A 25,246-nucleotide genomic window follows, 5' to 3' on the forward strand; every position below is an offset into this window, starting at 1 on the left:
TGGTAGGGGGAGCGAAGTGGCAGGGTGGATTTACTACCTGGATCTGGCTGGCGTGGTGGTTTTCGCGCTCTCGGGCGTGGTGCTCGCTTGCCGCTCGAGCATGGATCCCTTCGGTATGCTGGTGCTGGCGGCGGCTACCGGCATAGGTGGGGGCACCCTGCGCGATCTGCTGCTCGGGGTGCGTCCCGTCTTCTGGATCAACGAGCCCAGCTACCTCTGGGTGATCCTCGCCACAGTGAGTCTGTCGCTTGTGGGCTTTCGCCACATCCATCGACTCTCGCGAGGGCTGCTTCCGGTGCTGGATGCCTTCGGGCTGGCGCTCTTCACCGTGATCGGTGCCCACAAGGCCCTGCTGCTGGGCCACCCCAACATCGTGGCCGTACTGATGGGGCTGCTTACCGGGGTGGCAGGCGGCATGGTGCGTGACATCCTCGCCCGCCGTGTGCCGATGGTACTGCGCCAAGAAATCTATGCCACGGCCTCCATCGCCGGTGGCTGCACCTATGCGTTCCTCATGCTCTGGGCTAGTCACCCCCTGGCGATTACGCTGGCGATCACCGTGACCCTCACGATTCGCCTCAGCGCCATCCACTGGCACCTGGCGCTGCCGGTCTTTGCCTGGGTGACCATCCCGGTCGCTCCTCGGAAGCAGGATCGCGCATGTGAGGAACTGAGGCCCGACACGACCGCTCAGCCACGGCGTCAAAAGGCCAGGGTGCGGATTATTGCGCCGGGTAAGCGAACCAAGCACCGGTGAATCCGGACAGACGCCGGCGAGACTGAACCGGCGCCACGCCTATCTCGGTTTGAGGAGCTTCAACGAGCACCAAGGCCGAGAATCTCGCGTGCCTGCTGCCAGGTCGCCACCGGACGCTCGTACTTCTCGCACAGTGCCACGGTGCGCTCCACCAGGGCCGCGTTGGAGGGCGCCAGGCTGTCGCGGTCGAGACGCACGTTGTCCTCGAGGCCGGTACGGGTATGACCGCCCGCGGCGATAGACCACTCGTTGAGCAGGTACTGGTTGGGGCCAATGCCCGCCCCGCACCACTGGGCATCGGGCGCCAGACGCTTGAGCGTCTCGATATAGAAGTCGAAGGTTGGCTTGTCCGCCGGCATGGCGTTCTGCACGCCCATCACGAACTGCACGTAGAGCGGCGACTTGAGCTTGTCCTGTTTCGAGAGGGCCACTGCCTGGTGTATATGCGACAGGTCGAAGGCCTCGATCTCGGGCTTGATATCGTACTTGAGCATTTCGTCGGCGAGCCAATCCACCAACTTTGGCGGGTTCTCGTAGACGCGATTGGGAAAGTTGTTGGAGCCCACCGAGAGACTGGCCATGTCAGGCTTGAGCGGCAGCATCCCGCCGCGCTCCTCCCCCGCACCCGAGCGACCGCCGGTAGAGAGCTGAATGATCATGCCCGGGCAGTGCTTGTTCAGGCCCTCAAGTAGGCGACCGAACTTCTCCGGATCAGAGCTGGGCGTCTGGTCGTCATTGCGCACATGGCAGTGGGCGATAGTAGCGCCGGCCTCGAAGGCCGCCTGGGTGCTCTCGACCTGCTCCTCGATGGTGATGGGGACGGCAGGGTTGTTTTCCTTTCGCGGCAGGCTGCCGGTGATGGCGACGCAAATGATGCAGGGGTTAGACATGGTGACCTCGTTTCCGGCCATGGCTGTTCATGGCGCGACAGGTTGAGTTATTTCTGTTTTGGAACCAGGCGAAAGATCTACGCCTGATCGATCACGTTCAGCAGCTTCTCGGCGAACAGACCCGGCACCTCGACGGAGGGCACGTGGCCGACATCCACGAAAATCTCGAGCGGCGCGCCGTCGCACTCGGCCGCCAGGGCCTCCAGGGTCGCCGGCGGGGTCGCCATGTCCTCGCTGCCGCCGAATAGCTGGACCTTGACGCCCTTCCCCGAGAGCTTCCCCGTGAAGGTATCGCGACCCAGCATCTCGCACAGCAGCGCATAGGACTCATCGTCGCCGCGGCCCATCTGGGTGCACCAGCCCGTTTTGAGGGCCGGCTCGGCCTCGAAGCAGGCCGGGGCGAACCAGCGCGGCACGATCTCCTCGGACATCGCCGCCAGGCCTTCCTCACGCACACGTCCGGCGCGGGTATTCCACAGCTCGGCGTTACCGATCACCGCCCCGGTGTTGGTCAGGGTGGCGGAGAGCAGCTGCTCGCCGTGCTTGCTGACCAGCTGCTGGCCCACCACCCCGCCGATGGAGGTGCCGACGAAGTGGAAGCGGCCGGCACCGGCGTGGTTGGCCAGTGCCAAGGCCTCGGCGGCCAAATCGGCCGGGGTAATCACCCCCTCGCCCCAGGCCTGGCTCGCGCCATGGCCGGGCAGGTCCCAGGTCACCACGCGATAGCGCGGTAGCAGCGCCGGCAACATGTCGTCCCATACCGCCTGGCTCATGCCCAGCGGGTGGGCCAGCATCACCAGTGGGTTGGCCTCGGCCCCGAGCAGGCGATAGGCCACGCTGCGGTCATGGATATTTAAAAATGCCATGTCGATCTCTCCTTCAAACCTTTTCGATCAGTGTCGCGATGCCCTGTCCCACGCCCACGCACATGGTGCACGGGGCGTAGCGCTTGCCGCTCGTCTGCAGCTTATAGGCGGCGGTCAGCAGCAGGTGGGCACCGGCCATACCCAGCGTGTGGCCCAAGGCGATAGCGCTCGACCGCCTAATGCAGACTCAGGAACTCGACCATGGGACATCGTTTTAAGACGCCTTCCATCATGTTCGTATTACGAACACAACTTTGCTATACGAACAAATTACCTCGTTTACAACCTACCGTCAAATTCCCGGGACGAGAGGATTGCTCATAAAAAGCCGTATAACGAACTAATATTCGTTATACGACATTGTGATAGAGTATCGGGGAGATGAAGAATTCGAGGAGGGAAAGCTGATGCCAGACGACGGAATGGACGAAGCGCTGACGCCCGACGATCGTGACTTCGTCACCGCCCTGGCCAGCGGCCTCGAGGTCATCCAGGCCTTCGACGAGGCCCACCCGCGCATGACGCTCAGTGAGGTGGCGTCGCGCACCGGCATGAACCGTGCCCGGGCGCGACGCTTCCTGCTGACCCTGCATGCGCTGGGCTATGTCCGCAAGCAGCAGCGCCACTTCGAGCTGGCCCCCAAGGTGCTGAACCTCGGCTATGCCTTCCTCTCCGCCAACAACTACCGCAGCGTCATCCAGCAGATCCTCGAGGACATTACCACTGAGTGTGGCGAATCCTCGTCGCTGGGCGTGCTGGACGGCGACGACGTCACCTATGTGGCGCGCTCCTCGTCGCGCCACCGGCTGATGGCCATCACCCTCTCGGTGGGCACGCGCCTGCCGGCGGCCCACACCTCCATGGGGCGAGTGCTGCTGGCCCAGTTGCCGGAGGCCGAGCTCGACGCCTTCCTGGCGCGGGTGGTCCTCGAGCCGCATACCGACAAGACCATCACCGACAAGGCCGAGCTCAAGCGCTGCATCCTCGAGGTGCGTCAGCAAGGCTTCGCCATCGCCGACCAGGAGTTGGATTCCGGATTGCGCTCGGTGGCCGTGCCGGCCTTCGATGCCAACGGCCGACTGCTGGGCGCGATCAACATCAGCACCAATGCCGCCCGGGTCGACTTCGACACCCTGATGCGCCAGTACCTGCCACTGCTGCAGGAGAAGGCCCGACAGATCCGCGCCAGCGTCAGCTGATCCATCTACCACCCCAAGGACGGCGAAGTGATAGAGATACTTTCGATCACGCTGCCGATCTTCCTGGTGATCGGTGCCGGCTTCACCGCGGCTCGCACCGGCCTATTGAGTCACGACAACATGCAGGGGGTGGGTACCTTCGTCATGTACCTGGCGCTCCCCTCGCTGATCATCCGCGCCCTGACCGAGCACTCGCTGGCGGAGGTCTTCAACCCGACCTACCTGCTGGCATACGGCCTGGGGTCGCTAGCGACCTTCCTGCTGGGGCTGGCGCTCTCCATGGGGTTGCGCGGCAAGCGCCTCGATGCCGGTGCCATCCACGCCTTGGGCATGTCGGCCTCCAACAGCGGCTTCATCGGCTACCCGGTCGCCCTGATGGCGATCGGCCCGCCGGCGGCCATCTTCATGGCGCTGAACATGGTGGTGGAGACGCTGTTCATCATCCCCACGGCGCTAATACTGGCCGAGGCCAGCCGTCAGAACGGCAACGGCGTCGGGCAGATGGCGCGCCAGACCCTCGCCCGCCTGACACGCAACCCGGTACTGATCGGCCTGTTGATCGGCATGCTCCTCGCCCTGACCGGGCTGAGCCTGCCGGCCCCCCTGGCCCGGGCCGTCAGCATGCTCGCCGACGCGGCGGGTCCCGCGGCACTGTTCACCATCGGCGGCATGCTGCATGGCCTCAAGGTGCGGGGCATGGCCATGGATATCGGACAGGTGGTGCTGGGCAAGCTCCTGCTGCACCCGCTGGTCGTGCTGGGCGCCTTCCTGCTGCTGCCCGACCCGGATCCGATGCTGATCGCCGGCGCCATGCTGTTCGCCTGCGCCCCCATGATCAGTGTCTATCCGCTGTTCGGTAAGCAGTATGGCCAGGGCGACACCAGTGCTGCGGGCCTGATGGTCAGCACGCTCGCCTCGTTCGTTACAATAAGCCTAACGATCTGGCTGCTGACGCTGGTCGGTTTGTTGCCGGTCTAGCCCGCATATTGCACCAGACATGAAAAAAGCGGCTGTAAATCGGTTATAATTCAAGATCTTACACAAGAATCTACCGAGACAGCCGCCATGACAAAATGTATCACGCCGACCGCCTCCTTTCCACGCTGTAAAGACCGCCAGGTCACCGCCGGTTTCGACGGGGGCGAAATCACCTCCGATGGCGGCGCCTTGATGCTCCGCCAACTGGATAGCGAGATGGGACTGACGCGCGCCATTGCACGCCGACTGGATGACGCCCGGGCCTCTCGTCGTTGTCAACACCGGGCTGAAACCATGCTTCGACAGCGCGTGTTCGGTCTCGCCTTGGCTATGAAGACCTCAACGATCATCATGCCCTACGACGCGACATCGCCCTGCAGACCGCCGTCGATACCGACGGCGTGCTGGCCAGCCAGTCGACTCTGTGTCGCTTCGAGCAGCAGGCCAGTCGCCAGTGGGCGGTGGCCATCCAGGAAGAGATCGTCGGGCAGTTCATCCGCTCCTTCCGCCGACCGCCGACGAAGCGGCTGATCCTGGACTTCGACGCCACCGACGATCCGGTGCATGGCGAGCAACTCGGCCGACATTTCTCCGGGTTCTACGACGGGTACTGCTTCCTGCCGCTCTACGTCTTCTGTGGCCAGCAGTTGCTGGTCAGCTACCTGCGCCCGGCCTATCGCGACGCCGCCCACCACCCTGGCGTTGCTGGTCCGGCGGCTGCGCCAGGCCTGGCCCGAGGTGAAGATCGTTTTCCGTGGCGATAGTGGCTTCTGCCGACCGCTGATTCTCGATTGGTGTGAGCGCCATGGCGTCGAGTACATCGTCGGCCTGGCCACCAACAGCCGCCTTGAGACGATGTCGTTGGACATTTGCTACGAGTCGGCCATCCGCTGGGAGGCCAAGCGCACCAAGCAGCGCCACTTCGGGCGCATCGATTATGCCGCCCACAGCTGAAAGCGCCCACGACGCAAGGTAGTGGTCAAGGCCGAGACCAGTCACCGAGGCTTCAATACCCGATACGTGGTGACCAAGCTGCAGGCAGCCCCCAGTGGCTCTACGACAGCCGCTATTGCCCGCGCGGGGATATGGAGAACCGCATCAAGGAGCAGCAGTGGCTGTTCTCGGACCGCACCAGCTGTCATGAATGGTGGCCGAATCAGTACCAGCTGCTGCTGGCCGGGTTGGCCTACGTGCTGCTGGAGCGGCTGCGTCGGGTTTACCTGAAGCGCACTGCCTATGCCACGGCCCAAGTCACTACCCTGCGCCTGAAGCTACTGAAAATCGGTGGTGTGGTGATCCGCAATACCCGGCGGGTCCGACTGATGCTAAGCAGCCACTATCCCGACCAGGATCTCTTCATGAAACTGACCCGGAAACTGGTGCCAAGATAGGCGAAACGGTGCTGTCCCCGGCACACCATAAACAACGGGGGTAGGGGGAAGTGCGTCTCGAATCTGGGAAATCGATCAAAAAGCGACGAATTCCCGGTCACACCAAGGTAAGAGGCTGGCCTGCTCACGCAGCTGGCCAAGCTCGCGGCACTGGTGCAATATCCGGGCTAGGACATTATCCGCTAGCACTGGCCTGCTGGCCGGGCTACCCACGAATGTGTCAATAGAGCCCATTTTGTCATGGCGGCTGATGCGGTTAGTTCTTGTGTAGGAGCTTGAATTATAAACGATTTCAGCAGTTTTTTGTATGCTTTATACAATTTTTGGATTAGGCGGTCAGCATCAATTTCCTGCGTTTATCAACCTCTCAAAGAAAGCTTGGCGCAGCTACTTTAACCTCTTGTCTATAGTCTTGGAGCGCTTTTTCGATCATCTCTATCCAAGCGCTTTCGGTAGCCATTTGGCGGCGCTCTTTCGCATGGATAGTGACGAGCTCAGTGGACCCACCTGAACGCAATTTCAAGTCAGTAGTAATTCGAGTATTCAGCGTAATAGCCCAGAAACCGGGATTAAACCAGGCCCAGAATTCATCGATATACACATCCATAACCAAAGCATCTTCTCCGAGTTCAGCCAGGTCATTGAGCACATTGTAGCCTGCCTCCTGCAGGGCGAGGGCGAGGCTGCTGCGTACGACTTCTTCCACTGTCTGCCCCCCTTGCAGAAGGATGTCACCTAGCGCCTTGCCATAGCTGTTGCGCTTCCGACCCACCGCCCTAGCTTTGACCTCATCCGTGGCCTGGCTAACACCTCCAGATCCAAGCGATGGAATACTTGGATCCCGAGGAGATTCCTCAAAGGTTCGCCGGTCGATCACCTTCCCTATCACCACATCTTTCCCGATGCTATTGTAATATTCTGAGCTAGCTTCCGGCACCGCCACTGTGATTTCACTTCGGCTTGTAGCACAACCGGAAAGTGAGACGAGAAAGGCAATCACAAGAATCACTACGTGTATATGGCGCTTCAAGAAAAATCCCTCACCTTATTAGTTTATAAAGACACCAACCGCTTGAGGATCATTCAGGTTTTTAAACTCCAAAAACTTTCCTGAAAATCAACTTTCAATCCGGTCAGTCACCAGCACCGTGCTTATATCAGATTTCGCAGATATTAAACAGCTTATTCACACGCCAAGGCACAAAAGTTTGTGCGAAATGATTCTCTATGTTATGCAAAATCTATACATAGATCATATAATGTATGATTTTGGGTTTTCTGCGCAACTAAGTTAACATTGCAGCCCTTGTACCCAGGCCGAGATGATAATAATGCCCTTCTCCTTACATCTCGAAGACTGGCGAGGGTGGATTGCGGATGAGGAAGTGCACAACCCTGCCCCCAGCCATCGCATCTCAGCTCAACTGGGCAGCACCTTGCCCGCGATGTTGCGGCGCCGCCTCGATGACGCTGGGCGCGCGACTTGTGACATCCTCGAGGCCCTGGACCCGAATGCGGATTTCCCGCTGGTGCACGCCTCCCGACATGGCGACACAACCCATACGCTGGAGATGCTCGAAGCATTAGCGCGCGGTGAACCCATCTCCCCGACACGCTTTTCCATGTCGGTACACAATGCGGTTCTGGGAGTCCACTCCATCTCCCGCAAGCATCACCGCCCTATGCAAGCGCTGGGAGCCTGTGGCGACGAATTCGACGCCATCTTGCACGAGGCCAAGGGATATCTCGTGGAAGGCCACCGAGCCGTCGTTGCAGTTCTCTCGGAGGCACCGCTTCCTTCGGCCTATCAGGGACACACAGAGCACCCAGGCATCGCCTGTGCCGTCGGCATACGACTGACGCTAGACCGGGGACGACGGTTGATGGCCTCTGATCCGGTAGGCGCAGCTCATCCGACTCCTCTCGAGGTTATGTCCTGGCTGAACGGAGACGCCCCTTTCCTCGATGGCCGGCATCGGTGGCAGTTGGGGGCCGAATGAAGCTGGATCGATGGTGGCGCGGAGTGGGCAAGGCTCTCTCCTTCATCGCCTTCGGTATCGGCGGCCTGTTCATCGGCCTGGTAGCCGCCCCTTTGTTGAACGTATCCGTACGCAACAAGGAGCGACGCCAGTATCTGGCCAAATGCCTGATCCAGCGCTGCTTCCAGGCTTTCATCGCCCTGATGCAGGGTCTCGGCGTGCTTGATTATCGCTTCGAGCATCAGGAACGTCTGCAACGCTCAGGACTTCTGGTATTAGCCAATCATCCATCACTTATCGATGTCATTTTCCTGCTGGCCCACGTGCCCCATGCCGACTGCATCGTCAAGGGGCGGTTGGCCAGCAACCCCTTCACACGCGGCCCGATCCGTGCAGCAGGCTATATCACCAACGACGAACCCGAAGCGGTACTGGAGGCCGCAAGAGCGAGCCTTGGGAAAGGTAATTCGCTGATTCTCTTTCCCGAGGGTACCCGCACCACGCCGCAACGTCCGATCAAGCTCAGGCGAGGTGGGGCAAATATCGCCTTGCGTACGGGAAAAGCGATCACGCCGGTACTGATACGCTGTACGCCTACCACGCTGACCAAGGGGGAGCCTTGGCACCATATCCCGGCGAGCAGGGTCCGGATGGAACTGCGCGTACTCGACGACCTGCCCATCAATGACGATAACCAACAGCCCACCGGGCAGCTCGCCAGACAACTGACACGTCGTCTGAGCGACCACTTCAACAGGGAACTGGAACAACTTCACCATGAGCGAAACACACGACGATCTGTCGATTGAACTCAAGCACCTGATCATCGAGACTCTGGAACTCGAGGATGTCGCCCTTGGCGATATAGACCCCGACGCTCCGCTGTTCGGTGAGGGGCTGGGCCTCGATTCCATCGATGCCCTTGAGCTCGGCCTGGCACTGCAGAAACGATTCGGCATCAAACTGGATGCCGAAGCCGAGGAAACCCGCCGCCATTTCTCCAGCTTGAATGCACTGAAAGCTCTGGTGGAGACCCGCCGTGTCGATTGATACCACTACCCGTTACGCTGACGTCTTCGCCCATGTGCGCAAGACACTAATCGAATTGTTCGAACTCGAGGCGGACGACATCAAACCTGAAGCCCGGCTCTACGAGGATCTCGATATCGACAGCATCGATGCCGTGGACCTGGTGGTCGAGCTCAAGCAGTTCACGGGGCGCCGTATCAACCCCGACGATTTCAAGGCGGTGCGCACCATCGACGACGTAGTCAAGGCTGTCGAGGGCTTGATCCAGCGCTGAGTAATGCCGATGAGAGGAGTAAAATGGCTTGGCATGCTCGCCGCGTTGGGCTGGCCGATCCTGGTATTCGTCCTGCACGACAGGTTGGGCAGTTGGCCCCTGCTGGTGATGGGCGTCGGCCTGCTGGCCTGGCGAGTTCCCCAGGCACGACGCCTGGCATTCGGCGTCGCCGCGCTCTTGCTCGCTGCGGGGATCATGGGTCATGCCGAACTCGGCATGCGCGCCTATCCGGTCGCCGTGAATGCCATCATGCTGGCCATCTTCCTCGCCAGCTTATTTCAGGGCATGCCGATCGTCGAGCGGCTGGCTCGCCTGCGCGAGCCCGACCTGACGGCTGCCGGCGTTCGCTATACCCGCCGCGTCACCTGGGCGTGGTGCGGCTTCTTCATAATCAACGGCACCATCGCCACCTGGACGGTGTTCCACACCGACCTGGCCGTATGGACGCTGTACAACGGCGTCATCAGTTATGGCCTGATTGGCCTGATGTTCGGCAGTGAATGGCTGCTGCGCCAGCGATTGCGGAGATCCTTGACGTGACATTCACTCCCCTGAGCCAGGCGCCCTGGCGTCGGCCAGCGCCCCACGTTCGCGCACTGCCGTCCGACTGGGTCTCTCCGGCATCGCTGCCTGCACGTGTCGGGGCCTGGCGCCGCTGGCTTGCCGGCCGTCCCGGCGGACAATGGCTACTCTACCAGCGCAACCCCGGTGAATTTTGTTCCGCCCTGATAGCATTGTGGGAAAGCGGCAGGGTCGCGGTATTGCCTGCCGATGACCGCCCAGAAACCCTGGCCAGGTTGGCCAACGAGGTCGAGGGTACGCTCCCCGACGCACCCGATGTGCCGGAGGTTGTGGGCCAGGACATCCCGCCTCCCCTTGCACTCTCGCCTTCATCTACCGCCGTAGTGCTGTATACCTCCGGTTCCACGGGTGATCCCATAAGCCTCGCCAAGCGTTTCGACCAGCTCGATGCGGAGTTGGCCGCCCATGCCAAGCTGTGGCCCCTGACCGGCACCGCCGTGATCTCGCAGGTCAGCCACCAGCATATCTACGGCCTGCTCACCGGGATATTGCACCCCCTCTGTGCCGGTGTGCCATTCTGCGGCGATACCAGTCGCTACCCCGAAGTGCTTGCCGCCCGCCTCGAAGAAGCCGGCAGTGCTGAACGCAAATCGGTGGTGGTGAGTTCGCCGGCCCATTTGTCACGCCTCCCCGACCACCTGCCATGGGCGCAGCGCCTTGCGCCATGCCGGGTATTCTCCTCCGGCGCACCACTCGCCGCGGTGCATGCCCGTCAGGCAGAGCACCTCCTTCACGCCCCTGTGGTCGAAATCTACGGCAGCACGGAGACCGGCGGCATTGCTCAGCGACGACAGACCCGGAGCAGTACCTGGGACCCCCTGCCCGGGGTACGATTATCTTTCAAGGGCGAGCGCCTGCTGCTGCGTTCTGCGTTTCTCGACACCCCAGACGCCTGGTGGCAGCAACCCGACCGGGTCGCTCCCGCTGCTAACGGCTTCGCACTGCTGGGCCGCGCAGACCGGCTGGTCAAGATCGCCGGCAAGCGCGTCTCGCTGGCCCACATCGAGCGTACCCTGGCCGAGACCCCGGAAGTCACCGAGGCGCGCTGTGTCGATCTTGGTCGCAGTGATGGACGATTAGGCGTCGTGATCGCCCTGATCAGCGAGGCCATTCCGCACTGCCACGAGGCCCGGCGCGACCTGATCAAGCGCCTGCGTGCACGGCTATCGAAGCACCTGGAGCCGGTTGCCATTCCCCGCTACTGGCGCTTCGTCGAGGTACTACCGTGCAATCCCCAAGGCAAGCTCGACCAAGGCCTGATCAGGCGACTTTTCGCCGATCTCGACGATACACGGGCACCACGCTGGCTGGGGGAGCTAAGCTCGGGCGCCGATACCTGCACCCTTACCCTTGAAGTCCCCGAACGCCTGGCATACCTCGAGGGCCATTTCGAGGATTACCCGTTGGTGCCCGGAGTGGTCATGGTGCAGTGGGCCATCGAGTTGGCCCGCGAGAGTTTCGGCCAACAGGGCGACTTTCAGGGTCTCGAGCGCCTGAAGTTCCAGCGCCCGTTGCAACCCGGAATACGCTTCTCGCTCGATCTGACGCGGCGCGAGGATGGCATCGCCTTCGCCTTCATCTCCCGCGAGGGAAGGCACTGCGCCGGTCGTGTCCGTCTGCGATATCAGGATGGAGTCGGAGCTTCTCATGAATGAACCTCGTCCCTGTGCCTTGGTGCCGGTCTACGACCATTCTGCCACCATCGGCTCGGTATGCGCTGAAGTGAGTGCCCTGGGGCTACCGGTAATACTCGTCGACGATGGCAGTCACGCCGAGTGTGCAGCCGTACTCGACCGCCTCGCCGCAAAGGGTCATCACATGCTGCGGCTGGATACCAATTGCGGCAAGGGTGCAGCGGTTCGCGCCGGGCTTGAGGATGCCCAGCGGCTTGGCTACACCCATGCCCTGCAGGTCGATGCCGATGGCCAACATGCCAGTGAGGACCTGCCCGGATTTCTGGCCGGGCTCGGTGACACGCCCGAGACCCTGGTGGTTGGCTACCCGTGCTATGATGCCAGCGTCCCTCGTGCCCGCCTGTACGGCCGCTATGCGACCCATGTCTGGGTGTGGATCAACACCCTGTCCGGGGAGATCCGCGACTCGATGTGCGGTGTCCGGCTCTATCCGGTCGAGTCCCTCAACAGGTTACTGGCCAGGCACTCGTGCGGTGACCGCATGACCTTCGATACCGAGGTCCTGGTGCGCTGGCACTGGGCTGGCGGCACCCTGCGCAACCAGCCCGTGCGGGTGCATTATCCACGCGATGGCGTGAGCCACTTCGCGCTGTGGCGCGACAATCGCCAGATCAGCGCCATGCATGCCCGGCTGTTCTGCGGCATGCTGCTGCTGCGCCTGCCTCGCCTGCTGGCCAGGCGTTGGCGAAAACTGGCCGGGAAGGCCAAGTCTTGAGACATCACTGGGCGCGGATCGAAGAGCGCGGCAACATTGCCGGTATGCGTCTGATGGTAGCCACGCAACGACACCTGGGCAGTTGGCCCTTTCGGCTGCTGCTGTGGCCAGTGATGCTGTGGTACTTCCTGCTGCATGGCACGGCTCGACGCGCCTCCCAAGCCTACCTGCTGCATCTCGACCCCGAACTTTCCCGGCACCCTTGCAAGCGGCTATGGCTCAGCTATCGCCACTTCCTGGCTTTCGCCGACGCCTTGATGGACAAGGTCGCCGCCTGGAGCGGTGATATCGCCGACGCGCGACTGACCGGCAGCGGCATCGCACGTTTCAGCGACGCCATCGACGCCGGGCAGGGCGGCCTGATTCTGGTCGCCCATCACGGCAATCTCGATGTGGTCAATGCGCTGGCCGACCGCCACCCCGGCCTCGATCTGACGGTCATGATGCACACCCGCAATGCGCGCAAGTTCAATATACTGCTCGAACACGTCACGGGTCGCCCCCGGCCAGATGTGCTCGAGGTGGGCGAGATCACCCCGGCCACTGCACAGAGTCTCGCCGAGCGCCTCGATGCAGGAGGCTTCGTGGTCATTGCCGCCGACCGGCTCCCGCTGTCCGGTGAGCGCAGTCGTCGCCTCGATTTCCTCGGCGCCCCCGCCCTATTCCCCGAAGGTCCGTTCCTGCTGGCCGCCCTACTGCGCTGCCCTCTTTATACCCTGGCCTGCGTTCGCGAGAACGGGGCGTTCATAATCGACTTCGAACCTTTCGACGACACCCGCAACTTGCGTCGCCGGGAGCGCGAAAGCTGGATCGCCGATTCCATGCAGCGCCATGCTGACCGACTGGCCCAACGGGTTCGCGACCACCCGCTGCAATGGTTCAATTTCTATCCGTTCTGGCTGAACGACACTGGATCCCTTCATGACCTTACTCCATGACCCGCTCCGTAAATCCTCTACCTCCGCTCCCCTCACACTGGATGGCTCACCCGTCACCCTCGAAGACATTATGTCGGTAGCCGAAGGCCAGCGCCGGGTCATGCTGTCCACGGCATCGGACTTCCGCGCGCGTATCGCCCGCGGCAACGCTTTCCTCGAGCGTCTGCTAGAGGAAGAAGGTGTGATCTACGGCGTCACAACGGGCTTCGGCGACTCTTGCACCCGAGAGGTATCTGCCGCCGACCTCGAGCAGTTGCCACGACAGTTGTACACCTTCCATGGCTGTGGCCTGGGTGAAGTCCTGTCAGTAGAGGCGTCTCGCGCCGTGGTCATGGTGCGCCTGGTATCGCTTTGCCGAGGTGTCTCGGGGGTCAGCGTCGAGCTCCTCGAACGCCTGGTGTGGCTGCTCGAACATGACATCGTCCCGGTCATCCCGGAGGAAGGGTCGGTAGGGGCCAGCGGTGATCTGACCCCCTTGTCCTATCTCGCCGCAGCACTATGCGGCGAGCGCGAGGTTTTCGAACATGGCAAGCGACGCCCCAGCGCAGAGGTCTTCGCTAAGCACGGTCTGGCACCCTATCGCCTGAAGCCCAAGGAGGGCCTGGCGCTGATGAACGGCACCGCCGTGATGACTGCGCTGGGGGTGTTCGCCTTCGCTCGCACCGCCTACCTGGCACGGCTCGCCACGCGCATCACCGCATTATCCGTCTATTCGCTGGACGGCAACCCCTACCACTTCGACGCCGACCTGTTCGCCGCCAAGCCACACCCTGGGCAGAATCAGGTGGCTGCTAGGCTGCGTGAGGACCTGCATGCCCCCCGTACGCCACGCAATTCGCCGCGCCTGCAAGACCGCTACTCGACGCGCTGCGCGCCCCACGTGATCGGCGTGGTGGAAGACTCCCTGCCCTGGTGGCGTCAGTTTCTCGAGACCGAGCTCAACAGCGCCAACGACAACCCCCTGTTCGACGCCGAAGCCGGCAAGGTGATGCACGGAGGCCATTTCTACGGCGGCCATGTTGCCTTCGCCATGGACGGCCTCAAGCAGGCCAGCGCCAATCTGGCCGATTTGCTCGACCGCCAGCTGGCGCTGCTGGTCGACACCCGCTTCAACCACGGCCTGCCCAGCAACCTGAGCGGTGCCGAGCCGGCGCGTGCTGCCCTCAACCATGGCTACAAGGCCGTGCAGATCGGCGCCTCGGCGTGGACCGCCGAGGCGCTCAAGCTGACCATGCCGGCCAGCGTCTTCTCGCGCTCCACGGAGTGTCACAACCAGGACAAGGTCAGCATGGGCACCATCGCCGCGCGTGACGCCCTGCGGATTCTGACACTCGTCGAGCAGGTCGCTGCCGCCGCCCTGCATGCCGCCTGCCAGGGTGTCGACCTACGTCGTCGCCAGGCGGGCGCAGCTCCGCTACCCAAGCAGCTAGCGGGGTTTCTCGATGCCTGCCGCACGCACATTCCACCGTTGGTCGAAGACCGCGCTCTGGAAGCCGAGCTACGCACACTCTGCGACCTGATTCGCGAGCGCCACTGGAGCCTGTATGACGCCTGACGATCGCCCTTTGCCGTGTGCCGAAACCGAGCTGACGATTCCCTTTCACGATATCGACATGATGCAGGTGGCCTGGCATGGCCACTACGTCCGTTACCTGGAGATTGCGCGCTGTGCACTGCTCGATGCCATCGATTACAACTACCCGCAGATGAGCGAGTCGGGATTCGCCTGGCCAGTGATCGACCTGCGCCTGCGCTATGCTGCCCCCGCAGTATTCGCCCAGCGACTGGCCATCGAGGCCCGCTTGAGCGAATGGGAACATCGCCTCAAGATCGACTACACCATCCGTGATGCCGGGACACGTCGACGCCTTACCCGCGCCTGGAGCGTGCAGGTCGCAGTGGGCCTGGACGACCAGGAGATGCGCCTGGTGTCACCACCGGCCCTAGTCGAGAGACTTCTCGTCTGGCAGGAGGCCAACCACTGATGCGACAGATACTCGGTATTGCCAGTCTCGGCCTGCTCCTATCAACTAGCCCTTCCCTGTGGGCGTCTCCGCAACCCGATGCGCTCGCCGAACGCCTGGCCGATCATTCAACACAGTGCGCCAGCTTCAAACAGTCGCGCTGGCTCGCGGACCTCGAGGTCCGACTCGACAGCCGCGGACATTTCCGACGTCAGGACAACGCCCTGGTCTGGCAAACCACCGCACCGGTTGAAGATCGCCTAGACCTAAGCGAAGAGAGCGACGACCTGCCGATAGACTTCCAGGTGCTCCTGCCCGTCTTCAATGGCCTGCTATCGGGAGACTGGCAAGCCCTGGAGCATCACTTCACCATAGAGCTCCGTGGTGAGCTGGACGAGTGGCGGGCCGACCTGACACCCATAGACTCGGCCCTCGGCGAGCATCTGTCTCAGCTGGTGGTACATGGAGGTGAACGCGTCGAACAGCTCGCTATCGCGTTCCGTGACGGCGACCGACTGGAGCTGACCCTGACACCGGTCGACTGCGAAGGCCTCGATGAAGGAAATGCCGCCCAGTGAGCGACCCGACCCGGACGAAGCAGGTTGAACGCCTCGCTGCCTGGGCCTGGGCCTTGCTTCTGCTGGGTTCCGCCCTGCTTCTGGTCAGCCAGTTGCGCATGGCGGCACCCCTGGACACCCGCGTCACCGCCCTATTGCCGGAGGTACGGGAGTCTCTGCTGATCGAGCAGGCCGAGCAGCACCTGACGCAAGCCTTCGAGGACAGCTTTGTGCTGCTGGTCAGGGGAGAGGAGCCCACCCGACTGGTGGCCGATCTCAAGGGACGCCTGCGCGACTCCAATGCCGTAGCACAGTTCGACGATGGTGCCATCGAGCGTCCTGATCGAGCCTTGTCAGACTACCGCTATCGCCTGCTGGCCGAACCACTGGCCAGCGCTGGCGACGAGGCATGGACGCAACGGGCCCTGTCACGACTCTTCGCCCCCGGCGTGAGCGCTGACCCAGTCAGCGACCCCTTCGGTCTGCTCGACGCCTGGCTGTCCCGACTGCTTGACGGCCCAATCCGCCCCGTCGAAGGCCTGCCAGCCGTCGACGACGAAGAAGGCCACTGGTTCCTGGTAGGGGGGCGATTGGCTGCCAGCCCTTATGACATGACACTACAACGCCAGCTGGTGGGGGCGCTGGATGAGTTCCGAACGGCTCATCCTGACGCCCAACTGCTACGCGCGGGCCTGGTCTTCCACGCGGCATCCGGCGCCAGCCAAGCCAAGCGCGAGATCTCCACCATCGGGCTGGGCGCCCTGCTGGGTATATTGCTGCTGTTCTGGTTCGTGTTCCGACGTGGCGTCACGCTGTTCAGCCTGCTGCTACCGATGGCCTGCGGAGTGCTGTTCGCGCTACCGCTGACCTGGGCGCTCTTCGGCACCCTCAACTTGTTGACGCTCGCTTTTGGCGCCAGCCTGATCGGCGTCGCCGTCGACTATGCCCTGCATCTCCAATGTGCCCGCCAGCTCGACCCCGATCGCTCCTTGTCGAGGCTCTGGCCAGGGCTTTGGCTAGGTCTGGTATCGAGCCTGGCGGCTTATCTAGCACAGCTCGCCACACCTCTGCCGGGCTTGCGCCAGATGGCAACGTTTGCTGCCCTGGGACTGCTCGGCGCCTGGCTGACCGTGCGCCTGTGGCTGCCCCACTTCGTACCGCAGTCACACCCTGTCACGGCAAGACTGGCCGAATGCATCGACCGGCTACGTGTGCCATCGCGGGCTTTTCTGAGCTGGGGCTTGCTCACCCTGCTCGGTGTCGCTGCCGTGACAGTGATCGCCATGCGCCTGACGACCAGCGATGACCTGCGCCAGTTAAACCCCTCTCCCGCTTCTCTGATCGCCGAGCAGCAACGCGTACAAGCTCTGCTGCAGCGCCCCACCGGCAGCCGATACCTGGTTGTCACGGCCGACCAAGAAGACGAGTTGCTGGAACGGCTTGAAGCCCTCGACTCGCCGCTGGTGGAGCTGCGTGAAAAGGGCCATCTGGCAGGCTATCGCCATCTCGCCCGTGCCGTGCCCTCGCCAGCCACCCAGCAAGCCAACCTCTCGCGGGTACGCCAGGCCTATACCCGAGCACTGCCGCCAGTGATCGAACGCGCGGGCCTTCCCGACCACCTGGCGAAATCAGCCCTGGAATCCCTGGACTCGGTACCCCTTCTGACACTCGACGAGTGGTTGAAGATGCCGCTAGGCCGTGCCGATACCATGCTGTGGCTCGGCCAGGTAGACGTGGACGGCGACCGTCGGTCGGCGTCGCTGGTCGTACTGGGCGATGCCGATGCCGTCGCCCAGCGAGAACTGGCCCGGCTGGCCAACAAGCCATTTATCCATTATCACGACCGGGTGGCTGCGCTCTCCACCCACCTGGCAGCGTTACGCGACACCATCGCCCTCTGGCTGATCGCCGCGGTCGCGGGACTGACAATACTCTTCGGTTGGCGCTATCGGAGTCGCACCTGGCGCGTGCTGCTACCTCCTGTGGGAGCCATAGTGGTGACCCTGGCGCTGTTCGCTTCCCTTGGGGTCGGCCTGACCCTGTTCCACCTGTTGGGGTTGCTGTTGGTGCTGGGGATCGGGCTCGATGCCGGCATCTTTAGTACTGAACATCCGGAAAGCCCTGCCGCGTGGCTAGCGATCAGCCTGTCATGCACCTCAAGCCTGCTCGCATTTGGCCTGCTGGCATTCAGTGCCACCCCAGCATTGCACTACTTGGGCATGACCTGCCTGGTAGGCCTCGCGGCAACATGGGCGCTGGTGCCCTTCGCGAGGGCCGATACGAGAGGCAACCCAGCGAGAGCTACCATACGCGATGGCCGATAGGAGAACCGATCTCATGGAAGTACGGCAGGCAGTGCCGCAAGGAGAGACCGTCACGGACGTCGCCATCATCGGTGCCGGACCTTCCGGTGCCGCGGCTGCGGCCTGGCTAGCGCGACGTGGCATGGCCGTAAGGGTCATCGAGCGAAGCCATTTCCCCCGCTTTTCCATCGGCGAGAGCCTGCTGCCCCAGTGCATGGTACATCTCGAGGCTTGTGGGCTTCTCGAGGCCGCCCGGAGCGGTAATTTCCAGGTCAAGAACGGTGCTGCCTTTACCTGGCGAGGGCGGGACACGGCCATCGATTTCCGCGACAAGTTCACTCCCGGCCCCGGTACCACCTGGCAGGTCGAGCGTGCCGATTTCGATCAGCGCCTGATCGAGGGGGCACGACACTCAGGCGCCGAAGTAGAATTTGGCAGCACCGTCGACGCCTTCGTCGCCGATGTCGAACGACCTCGATTGACGATAACCGACGCCCGGGGCGAACGCAGCACCCTCGAGGCCCGATTCGTACTCGATGCCAGCGGCTACGGTCGCGTCCTGGCCAGGCTTGCCGGGCTCGCTCGGCCCTCCAGCCTGGAACCGCGCTGTGCCCTGTTCACTCATGTCGAGGATCGCATCGACTGCTCTCGACATGACCGTGAGAAGATCCTGATCGGCATCCATCCTGACCTCTCGGACATCTGGTACTGGCTCATCCCTTTCCGTGACGGACGGGCCTCGGTCGGCGTGGTCGGAAACCGAGCTGTCCTCGAAGCCGTCGGCAACAACGATTCCGAGCGGCTCTGGCATTTCATCCATGCTGAACCGCGGCTCGCCGAACTCCTAGCCAAGGCCGAGGCCGTTCGCGATACCGGACGTATGGAAGGGTATTCCGCCGACGTCGAACGTCTTCACGGCCCTGGCTTCGCACTGCTGGGTAACGCAGGTGAGTTTCTCGATCCAGTATTCTCCTCGGGGGTCACCATTGCCCTGGACTCGGCATTACGCGCAGCCCCGCTGATCGAACGCCAGCTAAACGGTGAAGGTGTCGACTGGGACACGGAGTTCGAGCAGCCACTGCGCCGCGGCATCGCCACCTTCCGCGAGTTCGTCGATGCCTGGTACGATGGGCGTCTCCCTCGCATCATCTTCAATGAACGGCAGACGCCACGTATCCGATCAATGATCAGCTCGATACTGGCCGGCTATGCATGGGACACGGCCAACCCCTTCGTGACCGCCAGTCGCCGTCGACTCGACAGCCTTGCCGAGGCCTGTGCCGACGAGCCTGACAACGTCGCCACTTTCGCTGAGCGCAATCTATGACCTTAGTGCGCATTGTCATCCACTGTGTCCTGGCTGTCTGGCTGGTACTGTTGTCCGGTTGTGCCACGCGAACTGTCCATGCACCCTTGCCGGAGCTGTCGGACCTGCCCGCGACCGATGCCCGGACCCAACACCTGACATTCATCAACCAAGACGAACGCCATGAGCTGCTCGGTGTATTGCGCCACGATCAAAGCGAATTGCAGCTGGCTCTGCTAAGCCCCCAGGGTCAACGGCTGTTGACCCTAGTAGTTGATGTCCAGGGGCCTCGCTTCCTCCCTGGCGCCCAGTTCGAACCGCCTTTTACGGCCAAGTGGCTTGCCAACCGCCTGGCGTGGAGCCTGTGGCCTGCACCAGCCCTGGAGCAGGCATTCCGGGATAGCGGCTGGACACTCCGGGAGAATGTCAATGGGCGCATCATCCAGTATCGCGACCGCATGATGGCACGCATCACGGGCAGCAGCGACTGCCGCATCATCGACGACATCGAGAGCGGCTATCGCTTGCGTGTCGCGACCCTTGGCGATGACTCCAACCGGACCGAATCTGCATGCCCGACCGACTGACACCTTTGCAGACACTGCCCTGTCGACTTTCCCCACCGGCACTGGTCTGCCCGTTGGGAGACGACCTGGCCACCATCGCCGATTCCCTGTTCCGCGGCCAACGGGCCCTGGTGCGAGCCGACACTTTCACCCCCGGGAGACTGTTGCCTTTGGGCCGCGTGACCACGACATTGCCGAGCACCCGTTCCTGGCCAGCCGAGCATCGTTCGCGCAACAACCAACTGCTGGCGGCGGCATTGGAGCGGTTGTTGCCGACGCTCGATGCCTTTCGCGAGCGTCGGCCCCATGCGCGCATCGGGGTCGTTCTGGGCACCAGCACCTCGGGAATCGGCGAGACCGAAGTCGCGCTGAGCGCCCGCCAGCAGCACGGTAGCTGGCCCGAGTCGTTTCACTACCAGCGTCACGAAATCGGCTCGCCGGCACGATTCGTTGCCGAACGGCTGGGACTTGAAGGGCCTGCGTATACGTTGTCCACGGCCTGCACGTCGAGCGCCCGCGCCCTAATCAGTGCCAAGCGGTTACTTGCGACCGGCGCCTGTGATGCAGTCATCAGTGGTGGTGCCGACAGCCTCTGCAGCCTGACTGTCAACGGCTTCGCCTCGCTCGAAGCCTTGAGCGACTCGCCTTGCCAGCCATTTTCGGTCAATCGCTCGGGTATCAACCTGGGCGAAGCCGCCGCCCTCTTTCTTGTCACCACCGAGCCCGGCGGTATTCAGCTCGCCGGTTATGGCGAAACCAGCGACGCCTACCATATTTCCGCCCCTCGGCCAGATGGTCAGGGAGCCGCAGACGCCATGCAGGCCGCTCTGGACATGGCTCGATGCCCATCCAGCACCATCGATTATCTCAACCTACACGGCACCGCGACCCGCCAAAACGACAGCATGGAGGCCCTGGCCGTCTCGCACATCTTCGGAGACCGCCTGCCCTGCAGCTCGACCAAGGCCCTTACCGGCCATACCCTGGGGGCCTGCGGGGCCCTGGAAGCGGCTTTCTGTTGGTTGACCCTGGATGCCGGCCGTCTGCCCCCGCAGGTTCACGATGGCCAGACCGATCCCGAACTACCAACGCTGACCTACGCCACCACCACGCCATGCGATGCCACCCACACCCTGAGCAACGCCTTTGCCTTCGGGGGCAATAACGTCGCCTTGCTGATGGAGCGCCGCTCATGACCAACCCCCTGAGGGCCCCCTCGCCACCCTGCGATATCGCGCCCTTCTTGCCACACCGCCACGGCATGTGCCTGCTTGATACATTGCTCGAGGTCGGCGACGAGCACCTTCTCGCCGAGGTCACCCCGCGCCCTGATGACCTGTTCGCCGGTGCCAAGGGGGTTCCCGGCTGGGTCGGCCTCGAGTGGCTCGCCCAGGCCGTCGCAGCCTGGGCTGGAGTACAGGCGGTGGGCCAGGGCGAGGAGCCACGCATCGGTTTTTTGCTTGGCGCCCGTCATTACCGATGCGAGGCCCCATGGTTCGCGTTCGATCTACCGGTACGGGTTGACGTCTCTCTCGATTTTCTCGCCGAGAACGGACTCGGCGCCTTTTGCGGTGAGTTGCGAGGAAGTCACGGGCAATCACTTGCCACTACCACGCTCAACGTCTTCCAGCCCGAGTCGCTGGAAGCATTGGAAGCCATCCAACGAGGGGAGAGCCCATGACCCCCAGTATCCTGATCACCGGCTCGAGCCGCGGCATCGGTCGCGCTATCGCCCTGCGCCTGGCCCGTGACGGCTTCGATATCATCTTGCACTGTCGGCACCGACGCGAGGCCGCCGATGCCGTTGCCGAGCAGATAACAGCCATGGGGCGTTCGGCACGGGTACTCTGTTTCGACGTCGCCGACCGCCAGGCCGCCCGCCAGGCCATCGAGGCCGATATCGAAGAGCATGGGGTCTACTATGGCGTAGTCTGCAATGCGGGGATCACGGCCGACGGCGCCTTCCCTGCGCTGTCCGACGAAGACTGGGACAGCGTCATTCACACGAACCTGGACGGCTTCTACAACGTATTGAAGCCCCTGGTCATGCCGATGGTTCGTCGCCGTGAACCGGGCCGCATAGTGGTGATGTCCTCGGTTTCGGGGTTGATGGGAAACCGGGGACAGGTCAACTACAGTGCCGCCAAGGCCGGCCTGATCGGGGCGGTCAAGGCCCTGGCTGTTGAGCTGGCCAAGCGCCGAATCACCGTTAATTGCGTGGCACCGGGCCTTATCGACACCGACATGACCGATGACCTGGTCACCGAGGAAGCCCTACGGATGATTCCCATGCGTCGCACCGGTAGCAGCGAAGAGGTCGCTGCCACTGTAAGTTTCCTGTGCTCAGACGATGCTAGCTACATCACCCGCCAGGTTATTTCCGTGAACGGAGGGATGTGCTGATGTCGAGCAAGAGTGTTCGTAACGACGGCCTCGGCCGGCGGGTAGTGGTCACCGGCATGGCGGGGTTCTCACCCATCGGAAACGACTGGCCCAGCATTCGTTCACGGCTCGAACGTCTAGAGAATGGCGTCCAGCTTATCGAAGCCTGGTCAATCTACGAGGGGCTCAATACCCGTCTCGGCGCTCCCGTCGAAGATTTCGTTCTGCCATCGCACTATCACCGGCGTGTGTTGCGCAGCATGGGGAGGGGAGCACAGATGGCCACACGCGCCAGCGAGCTGGCCCTCGAGGATGCCGGGCTGCTCGATTCGCCACTCCTCTCCAGCGGAGACCTGGGCATCGCCTATGGCTCCTCGGCCGGGGAGCCCGATGCCGTGGCTGATTTCGGCAACATGCTGATCAACAAGTCTACCGACGGGCTTAACGCCAATTCTTATATCCGCATGATGGCCCATACGGCACCGGTCAACATCGGTGTCTTCTTCGGCATACGGGGACGTATCCATACCACCTCGAGCGCCTGCACCTCGGGTAGCCAAGGCATCGGCTACGCCTTCGAAGCCATACGTTTCGGTCGCCAGAAGGCGATGATCGCCGGCGGCTGCGAAGAGCTCTCGGCCTCCGAAGCCGCGGTCTTCGATACCCTGTTCGCTACCAGCACCCGCAATGACGCCCCGCACACGTCACCGCGCCCCTTCGATGTCGAACGTGATGGGCTGGTGATCGGTGAGGGTGCGGGCACGTTGATCCTGGAGGAGCTCGAGCAGGCCCAGGCCCGTGGGGCGACTATCCATGCTGAGCTGGTCGGCTTCGGCACCAACAGCGACGGTCGCCATGTCACCCAGCCCGATGCCGAAACGATGGAACAGGCGATCCGCCTGGCGCTGGCCGACGCCGGACTGGCTCCTCAGCAGATCGGCTATGTCAGTGCCCATGGCACGGCCACCGATCGCGGCGATATCGCCGAGAGCCATGCCACCCATGCGGTATTCGGCAAGCACATGCCGATCAGTGCCTTCAAGAGCTTCACTGGGCACACCCTGGGCGCTTGCGGCGCCCTGGAAGCCTGGGTGTCCATCGAGATGATGCGTGAGAAGCGATTCCATGCAACCGCCAATCTTTACTGCCCCGACCCTGCCTGCGCCGAGCTCGACTACCTCCGCGGCGAGATGCGACCTATCGATTGCGAATACGTGATGAGCAACAACTTCGCCTTCGGTGGGATCAACACCTCGTTGATCTTCCGTCAATGGACCTGAGGCCATCTTGTCTGCAACGTCCGGTTCGGCAGCCTGCGGCCGGGTTTCTCATAGCAACCGAAGAAGGAACCGAACCATGAAAAACGTTGGGTCATGCTCTCGGCACTCCTCAGCTTGCGGGAGCGCGTCAGGGCAGAGGGCGGCAATGCCGTGATCCACATCGAGAGTTCCTACAAGCGCAAACCCATGGTCTCCCGCGACGAGTACGAGTGCTATGCCGGCATGCTGATGGCCGGTGTCGCCCTGCGCTGCGACGTCGGAACACTGCGTTGAGCAGATAATGGCTCACCTAGAGCTTCTTCTCGCGAGGGCCCCTGCCGGTAGCAGTGGGGCATGTTTGTCTCAACTAGGACGCGAGGCATTATCTCAGCTCGCGTCACGTCTCGGCTTCGAATGCGCCCAAGCCGACTGGTCGCCCAGAGGACAAGGAGCGGTTCGGCACTCATCCCTGCCCTCACCCTGGATCCCATGCCTGAGCCATAGTCGTGGCTTGGTCGCGGCGGGACTGGCCACGGTACCGGTCGGTATCGACCTCGAACACGCCCGTACGAGGCATGCCGATAAGCTATCTGACCTCGTTGATCTATTACCGGAGAGAAACGTCCGGCACGCTATCCTCCAGTCGGCAGATCCATTGAAGATCTTCTATAGCGCCTGGACATTGCACGAAGCTCTTTTCAAACTCGACAGCCTCTCGGGAAGACAGCCGGGCAGTGTACTCGAGACTCGACTCTCTCGTCTTCTTACCGATGAAGGGAGCCACGCCTGGCAATGGCATGACAGTGTCTGGACACTGTCCATTTGCACCTATTCCGAGGATATCAAGATTAATTCACAACCTAATATTCCATTGTCAAAAACCTCGCCCCCATGGTTTCATGGCGACTGAAACCAACTAAAATCTCAATATAAATTATACCCAAAAACCGGAAGGACAACCCAATGAAGCTCATTTTTCCTGTTACATTTCTCTTCCTTCTCTCCGGATGTGCAGCAAGTTACCACCAAGAATCTATAAAAAAACCTGATGCAAAGCTGGATAGAAACGGCTCAGTTTCTATAGCAATGCCTGCCAACGGTTTTTATGGGTCACAAGAGTATCAATCCTCTGGCAGAATGACGGCATCCGCCGTCCGCTCAGCATTCTCGAAGGTAGTCAATACAACTGACATTATTCCCGAGTGCCAAGACATAAACTGCATGATTCAAGCGCATTCCGCTACGTACGATTATCATGTCATTCCTGACATCCTACATTGGGAAGATCGCGCCACGGAGTGGTCAGGAAAACCAGACCGTATCGAGGTGAAAATTACAGTTTACGGCAGCCAAGTGACCTCTGAGATCGCATCAACTACGATATCAGGAAAGAGCAAGTGGGCCACGCTTGGCGGTGACCATCCACAAGACCTTCTATCAGAGCCGATTAACGCGTATGTCAGATCTCTTTACAGCAAGTGACAACATGGAGTTATCCCGTTTCAGTGGAGAGGTAGTGGCTTATAAGAAACCGGTTCTCCAAAGAATCTCCTCTCGTAGTTGAGTGGTGATTGGTGGCCGATGCCGGAGTGGCGACGATGCGGGTTATACCACCCT

Annotated in this window: 26 protein-coding genes and 2 pseudogenes; 24 read left to right on the forward strand and 4 right to left on the reverse strand. The window is 62.0% G+C overall.

Annotated features, from left to right (window positions below; translation table 11 throughout):
- Positions 1 to 16 precede the first annotated feature (16 nt).
- Positions 17 to 757 carry a trimeric intracellular cation channel family protein gene (locus HALO32_RS00945; protein WP_151441903.1) on the forward strand — a complete coding sequence of 247 codons (741 nt, stop codon included), beginning with the start codon at positions 17 to 19 and terminating at the stop codon, positions 755 to 757.
- Positions 758 to 816: 59 nt separating this feature from the next.
- On the opposite strand, the gene HALO32_RS00950 is transcribed toward HALO32_RS00945, so the two are convergent.
- The 3 genes and pseudogenes from HALO32_RS00950 to HALO32_RS00960 form a co-directional block, all read right to left on the reverse strand.
- Positions 817 to 1,647 (reverse strand): BKACE family enzyme, encoded by an 831-nt coding sequence (locus HALO32_RS00950; RefSeq protein ID WP_151441904.1) that lies wholly within the window; start codon positions 1,645 to 1,647, stop codon positions 817 to 819.
- Positions 1,648 to 1,724: 77 nt separating this feature from the next.
- On the reverse strand, positions 1,725 to 2,513 hold the full coding sequence (locus tag HALO32_RS00955) for an alpha/beta fold hydrolase (protein ID WP_151441905.1): 789 nt from the start codon (positions 2,511 to 2,513) through the stop codon (positions 1,725 to 1,727).
- A gap of 13 nt (positions 2,514 to 2,526) precedes the next feature.
- Positions 2,527 to 2,679 (reverse strand): annotated as a pseudogene (locus tag HALO32_RS00960) (3-oxoadipyl-CoA thiolase); the annotation flags it as partial.
- A 241-nt stretch (positions 2,680 to 2,920) separates the two neighbouring features.
- Between HALO32_RS00960 and HALO32_RS00965 the strand changes: the two are divergent.
- The 3 genes and pseudogenes from HALO32_RS00965 to HALO32_RS00975 all read left to right on the forward strand — a co-directional run bounded on the left by HALO32_RS00965 (position 2,921) and on the right by HALO32_RS00975 (position 6,081).
- Complete coding sequence (locus HALO32_RS00965) at positions 2,921 to 3,712, forward strand: IclR family transcriptional regulator domain-containing protein (protein ID WP_225809620.1); 792 nt, start codon at positions 2,921 to 2,923, stop codon at positions 3,710 to 3,712.
- Between the two features lie 27 nt (positions 3,713 to 3,739).
- The gene (locus HALO32_RS00970; RefSeq protein WP_151441906.1) at positions 3,740 to 4,690 is read left to right on the forward strand and encodes an AEC family transporter; all 951 of its coding nucleotides are present in this window, start codon (positions 3,740 to 3,742) and stop codon (positions 4,688 to 4,690) included.
- Positions 4,691 to 4,777: 87 nt separating this feature from the next.
- A pseudogene (locus tag HALO32_RS00975) lies at positions 4,778 to 6,081 on the forward strand (IS1380 family transposase).
- A gap of 367 nt (positions 6,082 to 6,448) precedes the next feature.
- On the opposite strand, the gene HALO32_RS00980 reads toward HALO32_RS00975, so the two are convergent.
- A complete protein-coding gene (locus HALO32_RS00980) occupies positions 6,449 to 7,111 on the reverse strand; it encodes a YajG family lipoprotein (RefSeq protein WP_151441907.1) in 663 nt (220 codons plus the stop codon).
- Between the two features lie 301 nt (positions 7,112 to 7,412).
- Here HALO32_RS00980 and HALO32_RS00985 point away from each other — a divergent pair, with 301 nt between their 5' ends.
- The 20 genes from HALO32_RS00985 (at position 7,413) to HALO32_RS01085 (ending at position 25,111) form a co-directional block, all read left to right on the forward strand.
- Positions 7,413 to 8,081, forward strand: coding sequence for a beta-ketoacyl synthase chain length factor (locus HALO32_RS00985; RefSeq protein WP_225809622.1), 669 nt, complete (start codon positions 7,413 to 7,415; stop codon positions 8,079 to 8,081).
- A complete protein-coding gene (locus HALO32_RS00990; protein ID WP_151441909.1) occupies positions 8,078 to 8,869 on the forward strand; it encodes a lysophospholipid acyltransferase family protein in 792 nt (263 codons plus the stop codon). Before HALO32_RS00985 ends, HALO32_RS00990 begins: the two co-directional genes overlap by 4 nt.
- A complete protein-coding gene (locus HALO32_RS00995) occupies positions 8,838 to 9,110 on the forward strand; it encodes a phosphopantetheine-binding protein (RefSeq protein WP_151441910.1) in 273 nt (90 codons plus the stop codon). Before HALO32_RS00990 ends, HALO32_RS00995 begins: the two co-directional genes overlap by 32 nt.
- A complete protein-coding gene (locus HALO32_RS01000; protein WP_151441911.1) occupies positions 9,100 to 9,363 on the forward strand; it encodes an acyl carrier protein in 264 nt (87 codons plus the stop codon). Before HALO32_RS00995 ends, HALO32_RS01000 begins: the two co-directional genes overlap by 11 nt.
- A gap of 33 nt (positions 9,364 to 9,396) precedes the next feature.
- A complete protein-coding gene (locus HALO32_RS01005) occupies positions 9,397 to 9,903 on the forward strand; it encodes a COG4648 family protein (protein WP_151441912.1) in 507 nt (168 codons plus the stop codon).
- Complete coding sequence (locus HALO32_RS01010; RefSeq protein WP_225809624.1) at positions 9,900 to 11,600, forward strand: AMP-binding protein; 1,701 nt, start codon at positions 9,900 to 9,902, stop codon at positions 11,598 to 11,600. The genes HALO32_RS01005 and HALO32_RS01010 overlap by 4 nt, the downstream gene beginning before the upstream one ends.
- Positions 11,593 to 12,354 (forward strand): glycosyltransferase family 2 protein, encoded by a 762-nt coding sequence (locus tag HALO32_RS01015; RefSeq protein WP_151441914.1) that lies wholly within the window; start codon positions 11,593 to 11,595, stop codon positions 12,352 to 12,354. The genes HALO32_RS01010 and HALO32_RS01015 overlap by 8 nt, the downstream gene beginning before the upstream one ends.
- The gene (locus tag HALO32_RS01020) at positions 12,351 to 13,292 is read left to right on the forward strand and encodes an LpxL/LpxP family acyltransferase (protein ID WP_151441915.1); all 942 of its coding nucleotides are present in this window, start codon (positions 12,351 to 12,353) and stop codon (positions 13,290 to 13,292) included. Before HALO32_RS01015 ends, HALO32_RS01020 begins: the two co-directional genes overlap by 4 nt.
- Entirely contained in the window at positions 13,276 to 14,847 is a 1,572-nt protein-coding gene (locus HALO32_RS01025) for an HAL/PAL/TAL family ammonia-lyase (protein WP_151441916.1), read from the forward strand. The genes HALO32_RS01020 and HALO32_RS01025 overlap by 17 nt, the downstream gene beginning before the upstream one ends.
- Positions 14,837 to 15,277 (forward strand): acyl-CoA thioesterase, encoded by a 441-nt coding sequence (locus HALO32_RS01030; protein WP_151441917.1) that lies wholly within the window; start codon positions 14,837 to 14,839, stop codon positions 15,275 to 15,277. The genes HALO32_RS01025 and HALO32_RS01030 overlap by 11 nt, the downstream gene beginning before the upstream one ends.
- Entirely contained in the window at positions 15,277 to 15,834 is a 558-nt protein-coding gene (locus tag HALO32_RS01035; protein WP_151441918.1) for a LolA family protein, read from the forward strand. Before HALO32_RS01030 ends, HALO32_RS01035 begins: the two co-directional genes overlap by 1 nt.
- Complete coding sequence (locus tag HALO32_RS01040) at positions 15,831 to 18,137, forward strand: MMPL family transporter (RefSeq protein ID WP_151441919.1); 2,307 nt, start codon at positions 15,831 to 15,833, stop codon at positions 18,135 to 18,137. Before HALO32_RS01035 ends, HALO32_RS01040 begins: the two co-directional genes overlap by 4 nt.
- A 13-nt stretch (positions 18,138 to 18,150) precedes the next feature.
- Positions 18,151 to 19,443: an NAD(P)/FAD-dependent oxidoreductase gene (locus tag HALO32_RS01045; protein ID WP_151441920.1), complete on the forward strand. Its 1,293-nt coding sequence runs from the start codon at positions 18,151 to 18,153 to the stop codon at positions 19,441 to 19,443.
- Positions 19,440 to 20,009 (forward strand): DUF3261 domain-containing protein, encoded by a 570-nt coding sequence (locus tag HALO32_RS01050; RefSeq protein ID WP_151441921.1) that lies wholly within the window; start codon positions 19,440 to 19,442, stop codon positions 20,007 to 20,009. The genes HALO32_RS01045 and HALO32_RS01050 overlap by 4 nt, the downstream gene beginning before the upstream one ends.
- Positions 19,994 to 21,184 (forward strand): beta-ketoacyl-ACP synthase, encoded by a 1,191-nt coding sequence (locus tag HALO32_RS01055; protein WP_151441922.1) that lies wholly within the window; start codon positions 19,994 to 19,996, stop codon positions 21,182 to 21,184. Before HALO32_RS01050 ends, HALO32_RS01055 begins: the two co-directional genes overlap by 16 nt.
- The gene (locus HALO32_RS01060; RefSeq protein WP_151441923.1) at positions 21,181 to 21,669 is read left to right on the forward strand and encodes an ApeP family dehydratase; all 489 of its coding nucleotides are present in this window, start codon (positions 21,181 to 21,183) and stop codon (positions 21,667 to 21,669) included. The genes HALO32_RS01055 and HALO32_RS01060 overlap by 4 nt, the downstream gene beginning before the upstream one ends.
- Positions 21,666 to 22,391 carry a 3-oxoacyl-ACP reductase FabG gene (gene fabG / locus HALO32_RS01065; RefSeq protein ID WP_151441924.1) on the forward strand — a complete coding sequence of 242 codons (726 nt, stop codon included), beginning with the start codon at positions 21,666 to 21,668 and terminating at the stop codon, positions 22,389 to 22,391. The genes HALO32_RS01060 and fabG overlap by 4 nt, the downstream gene beginning before the upstream one ends.
- Entirely contained in the window at positions 22,391 to 23,650 is a 1,260-nt protein-coding gene (locus tag HALO32_RS01070) for a beta-ketoacyl-ACP synthase (RefSeq protein WP_151441925.1), read from the forward strand. The genes fabG and HALO32_RS01070 overlap by 1 nt, the downstream gene beginning before the upstream one ends.
- 93 nt (positions 23,651 to 23,743) lie before the next feature.
- Positions 23,744 to 23,923 (forward strand): hypothetical protein, encoded by a 180-nt coding sequence (locus HALO32_RS01075; RefSeq protein WP_192576405.1) that lies wholly within the window; start codon positions 23,744 to 23,746, stop codon positions 23,921 to 23,923.
- Positions 23,924 to 24,592: 669 nt separating this feature from the next.
- Positions 24,593 to 25,111, forward strand: a complete 519-nt coding sequence (locus tag HALO32_RS01085) for a DUF4823 domain-containing protein (protein WP_151441926.1) — start codon at positions 24,593 to 24,595, stop codon at positions 25,109 to 25,111.
- The last annotated feature ends 135 nt before the right edge of the window (positions 25,112 to 25,246 follow it).

Origin of the sequence: Halomonas lysinitropha (assembly GCF_902500215.1) — a bacterium.
GTDB lineage: Bacteria > Pseudomonadota > Gammaproteobacteria > Pseudomonadales > Halomonadaceae > Halomonas > Halomonas lysinitropha.

Bases quoted from the DNA above. Each gene is read 5' to 3' on its own strand.
- HALO32_RS00955 (WP_151441905.1), bottom strand. From the start codon at position 2,513: ATGGCATTTTTAAATATCCATGACCGCAGCGTGGCCTATCGCCTGCTC.
- HALO32_RS00985 (WP_225809622.1), top strand. From the start codon at position 7,413: ATGCCCTTCTCCTTACATCTCGAAGACTGGCGAGGGTGGATTGCGGAT.
- HALO32_RS00990 (WP_151441909.1), top strand. From the start codon at position 8,078: ATGAAGCTGGATCGATGGTGGCGCGGAGTGGGCAAGGCTCTCTCCTTC.
- HALO32_RS01045 (WP_151441920.1), top strand. From the start codon at position 18,151: ATGGAAGTACGGCAGGCAGTGCCGCAAGGAGAGACCGTCACGGACGTC.
- HALO32_RS00965 (WP_225809620.1), top strand. From the start codon at position 2,921: ATGCCAGACGACGGAATGGACGAAGCGCTGACGCCCGACGATCGTGAC.
- HALO32_RS00950 (WP_151441904.1), bottom strand. From the start codon at position 1,647: ATGTCTAACCCCTGCATCATTTGCGTCGCCATCACCGGCAGCCTGCCG.
- HALO32_RS01005 (WP_151441912.1), top strand. From the start codon at position 9,397: ATGCTCGCCGCGTTGGGCTGGCCGATCCTGGTATTCGTCCTGCACGAC.
- HALO32_RS01015 (WP_151441914.1), top strand. From the start codon at position 11,593: ATGAATGAACCTCGTCCCTGTGCCTTGGTGCCGGTCTACGACCATTCT.
- HALO32_RS01075 (WP_192576405.1), top strand. From the start codon at position 23,744: ATGCTCTCGGCACTCCTCAGCTTGCGGGAGCGCGTCAGGGCAGAGGGC.
- HALO32_RS01060 (WP_151441923.1), top strand. From the start codon at position 21,181: ATGACCAACCCCCTGAGGGCCCCCTCGCCACCCTGCGATATCGCGCCC.
- HALO32_RS00995 (WP_151441910.1), top strand. From the start codon at position 8,838: ATGAGCGAAACACACGACGATCTGTCGATTGAACTCAAGCACCTGATC.
- HALO32_RS01085 (WP_151441926.1), top strand. From the start codon at position 24,593: ATGAAGCTCATTTTTCCTGTTACATTTCTCTTCCTTCTCTCCGGATGT.
- HALO32_RS01070 (WP_151441925.1), top strand. From the start codon at position 22,391: ATGTCGAGCAAGAGTGTTCGTAACGACGGCCTCGGCCGGCGGGTAGTG.
- fabG (WP_151441924.1), top strand. From the start codon at position 21,666: ATGACCCCCAGTATCCTGATCACCGGCTCGAGCCGCGGCATCGGTCGC.
- HALO32_RS01035 (WP_151441918.1), top strand. From the start codon at position 15,277: ATGCGACAGATACTCGGTATTGCCAGTCTCGGCCTGCTCCTATCAACT.
- HALO32_RS01030 (WP_151441917.1), top strand. From the start codon at position 14,837: ATGACGCCTGACGATCGCCCTTTGCCGTGTGCCGAAACCGAGCTGACG.
- HALO32_RS01055 (WP_151441922.1), top strand. From the start codon at position 19,994: ATGCCCGACCGACTGACACCTTTGCAGACACTGCCCTGTCGACTTTCC.
- HALO32_RS01025 (WP_151441916.1), top strand. From the start codon at position 13,276: ATGACCTTACTCCATGACCCGCTCCGTAAATCCTCTACCTCCGCTCCC.
- HALO32_RS01050 (WP_151441921.1), top strand. From the start codon at position 19,440: ATGACCTTAGTGCGCATTGTCATCCACTGTGTCCTGGCTGTCTGGCTG.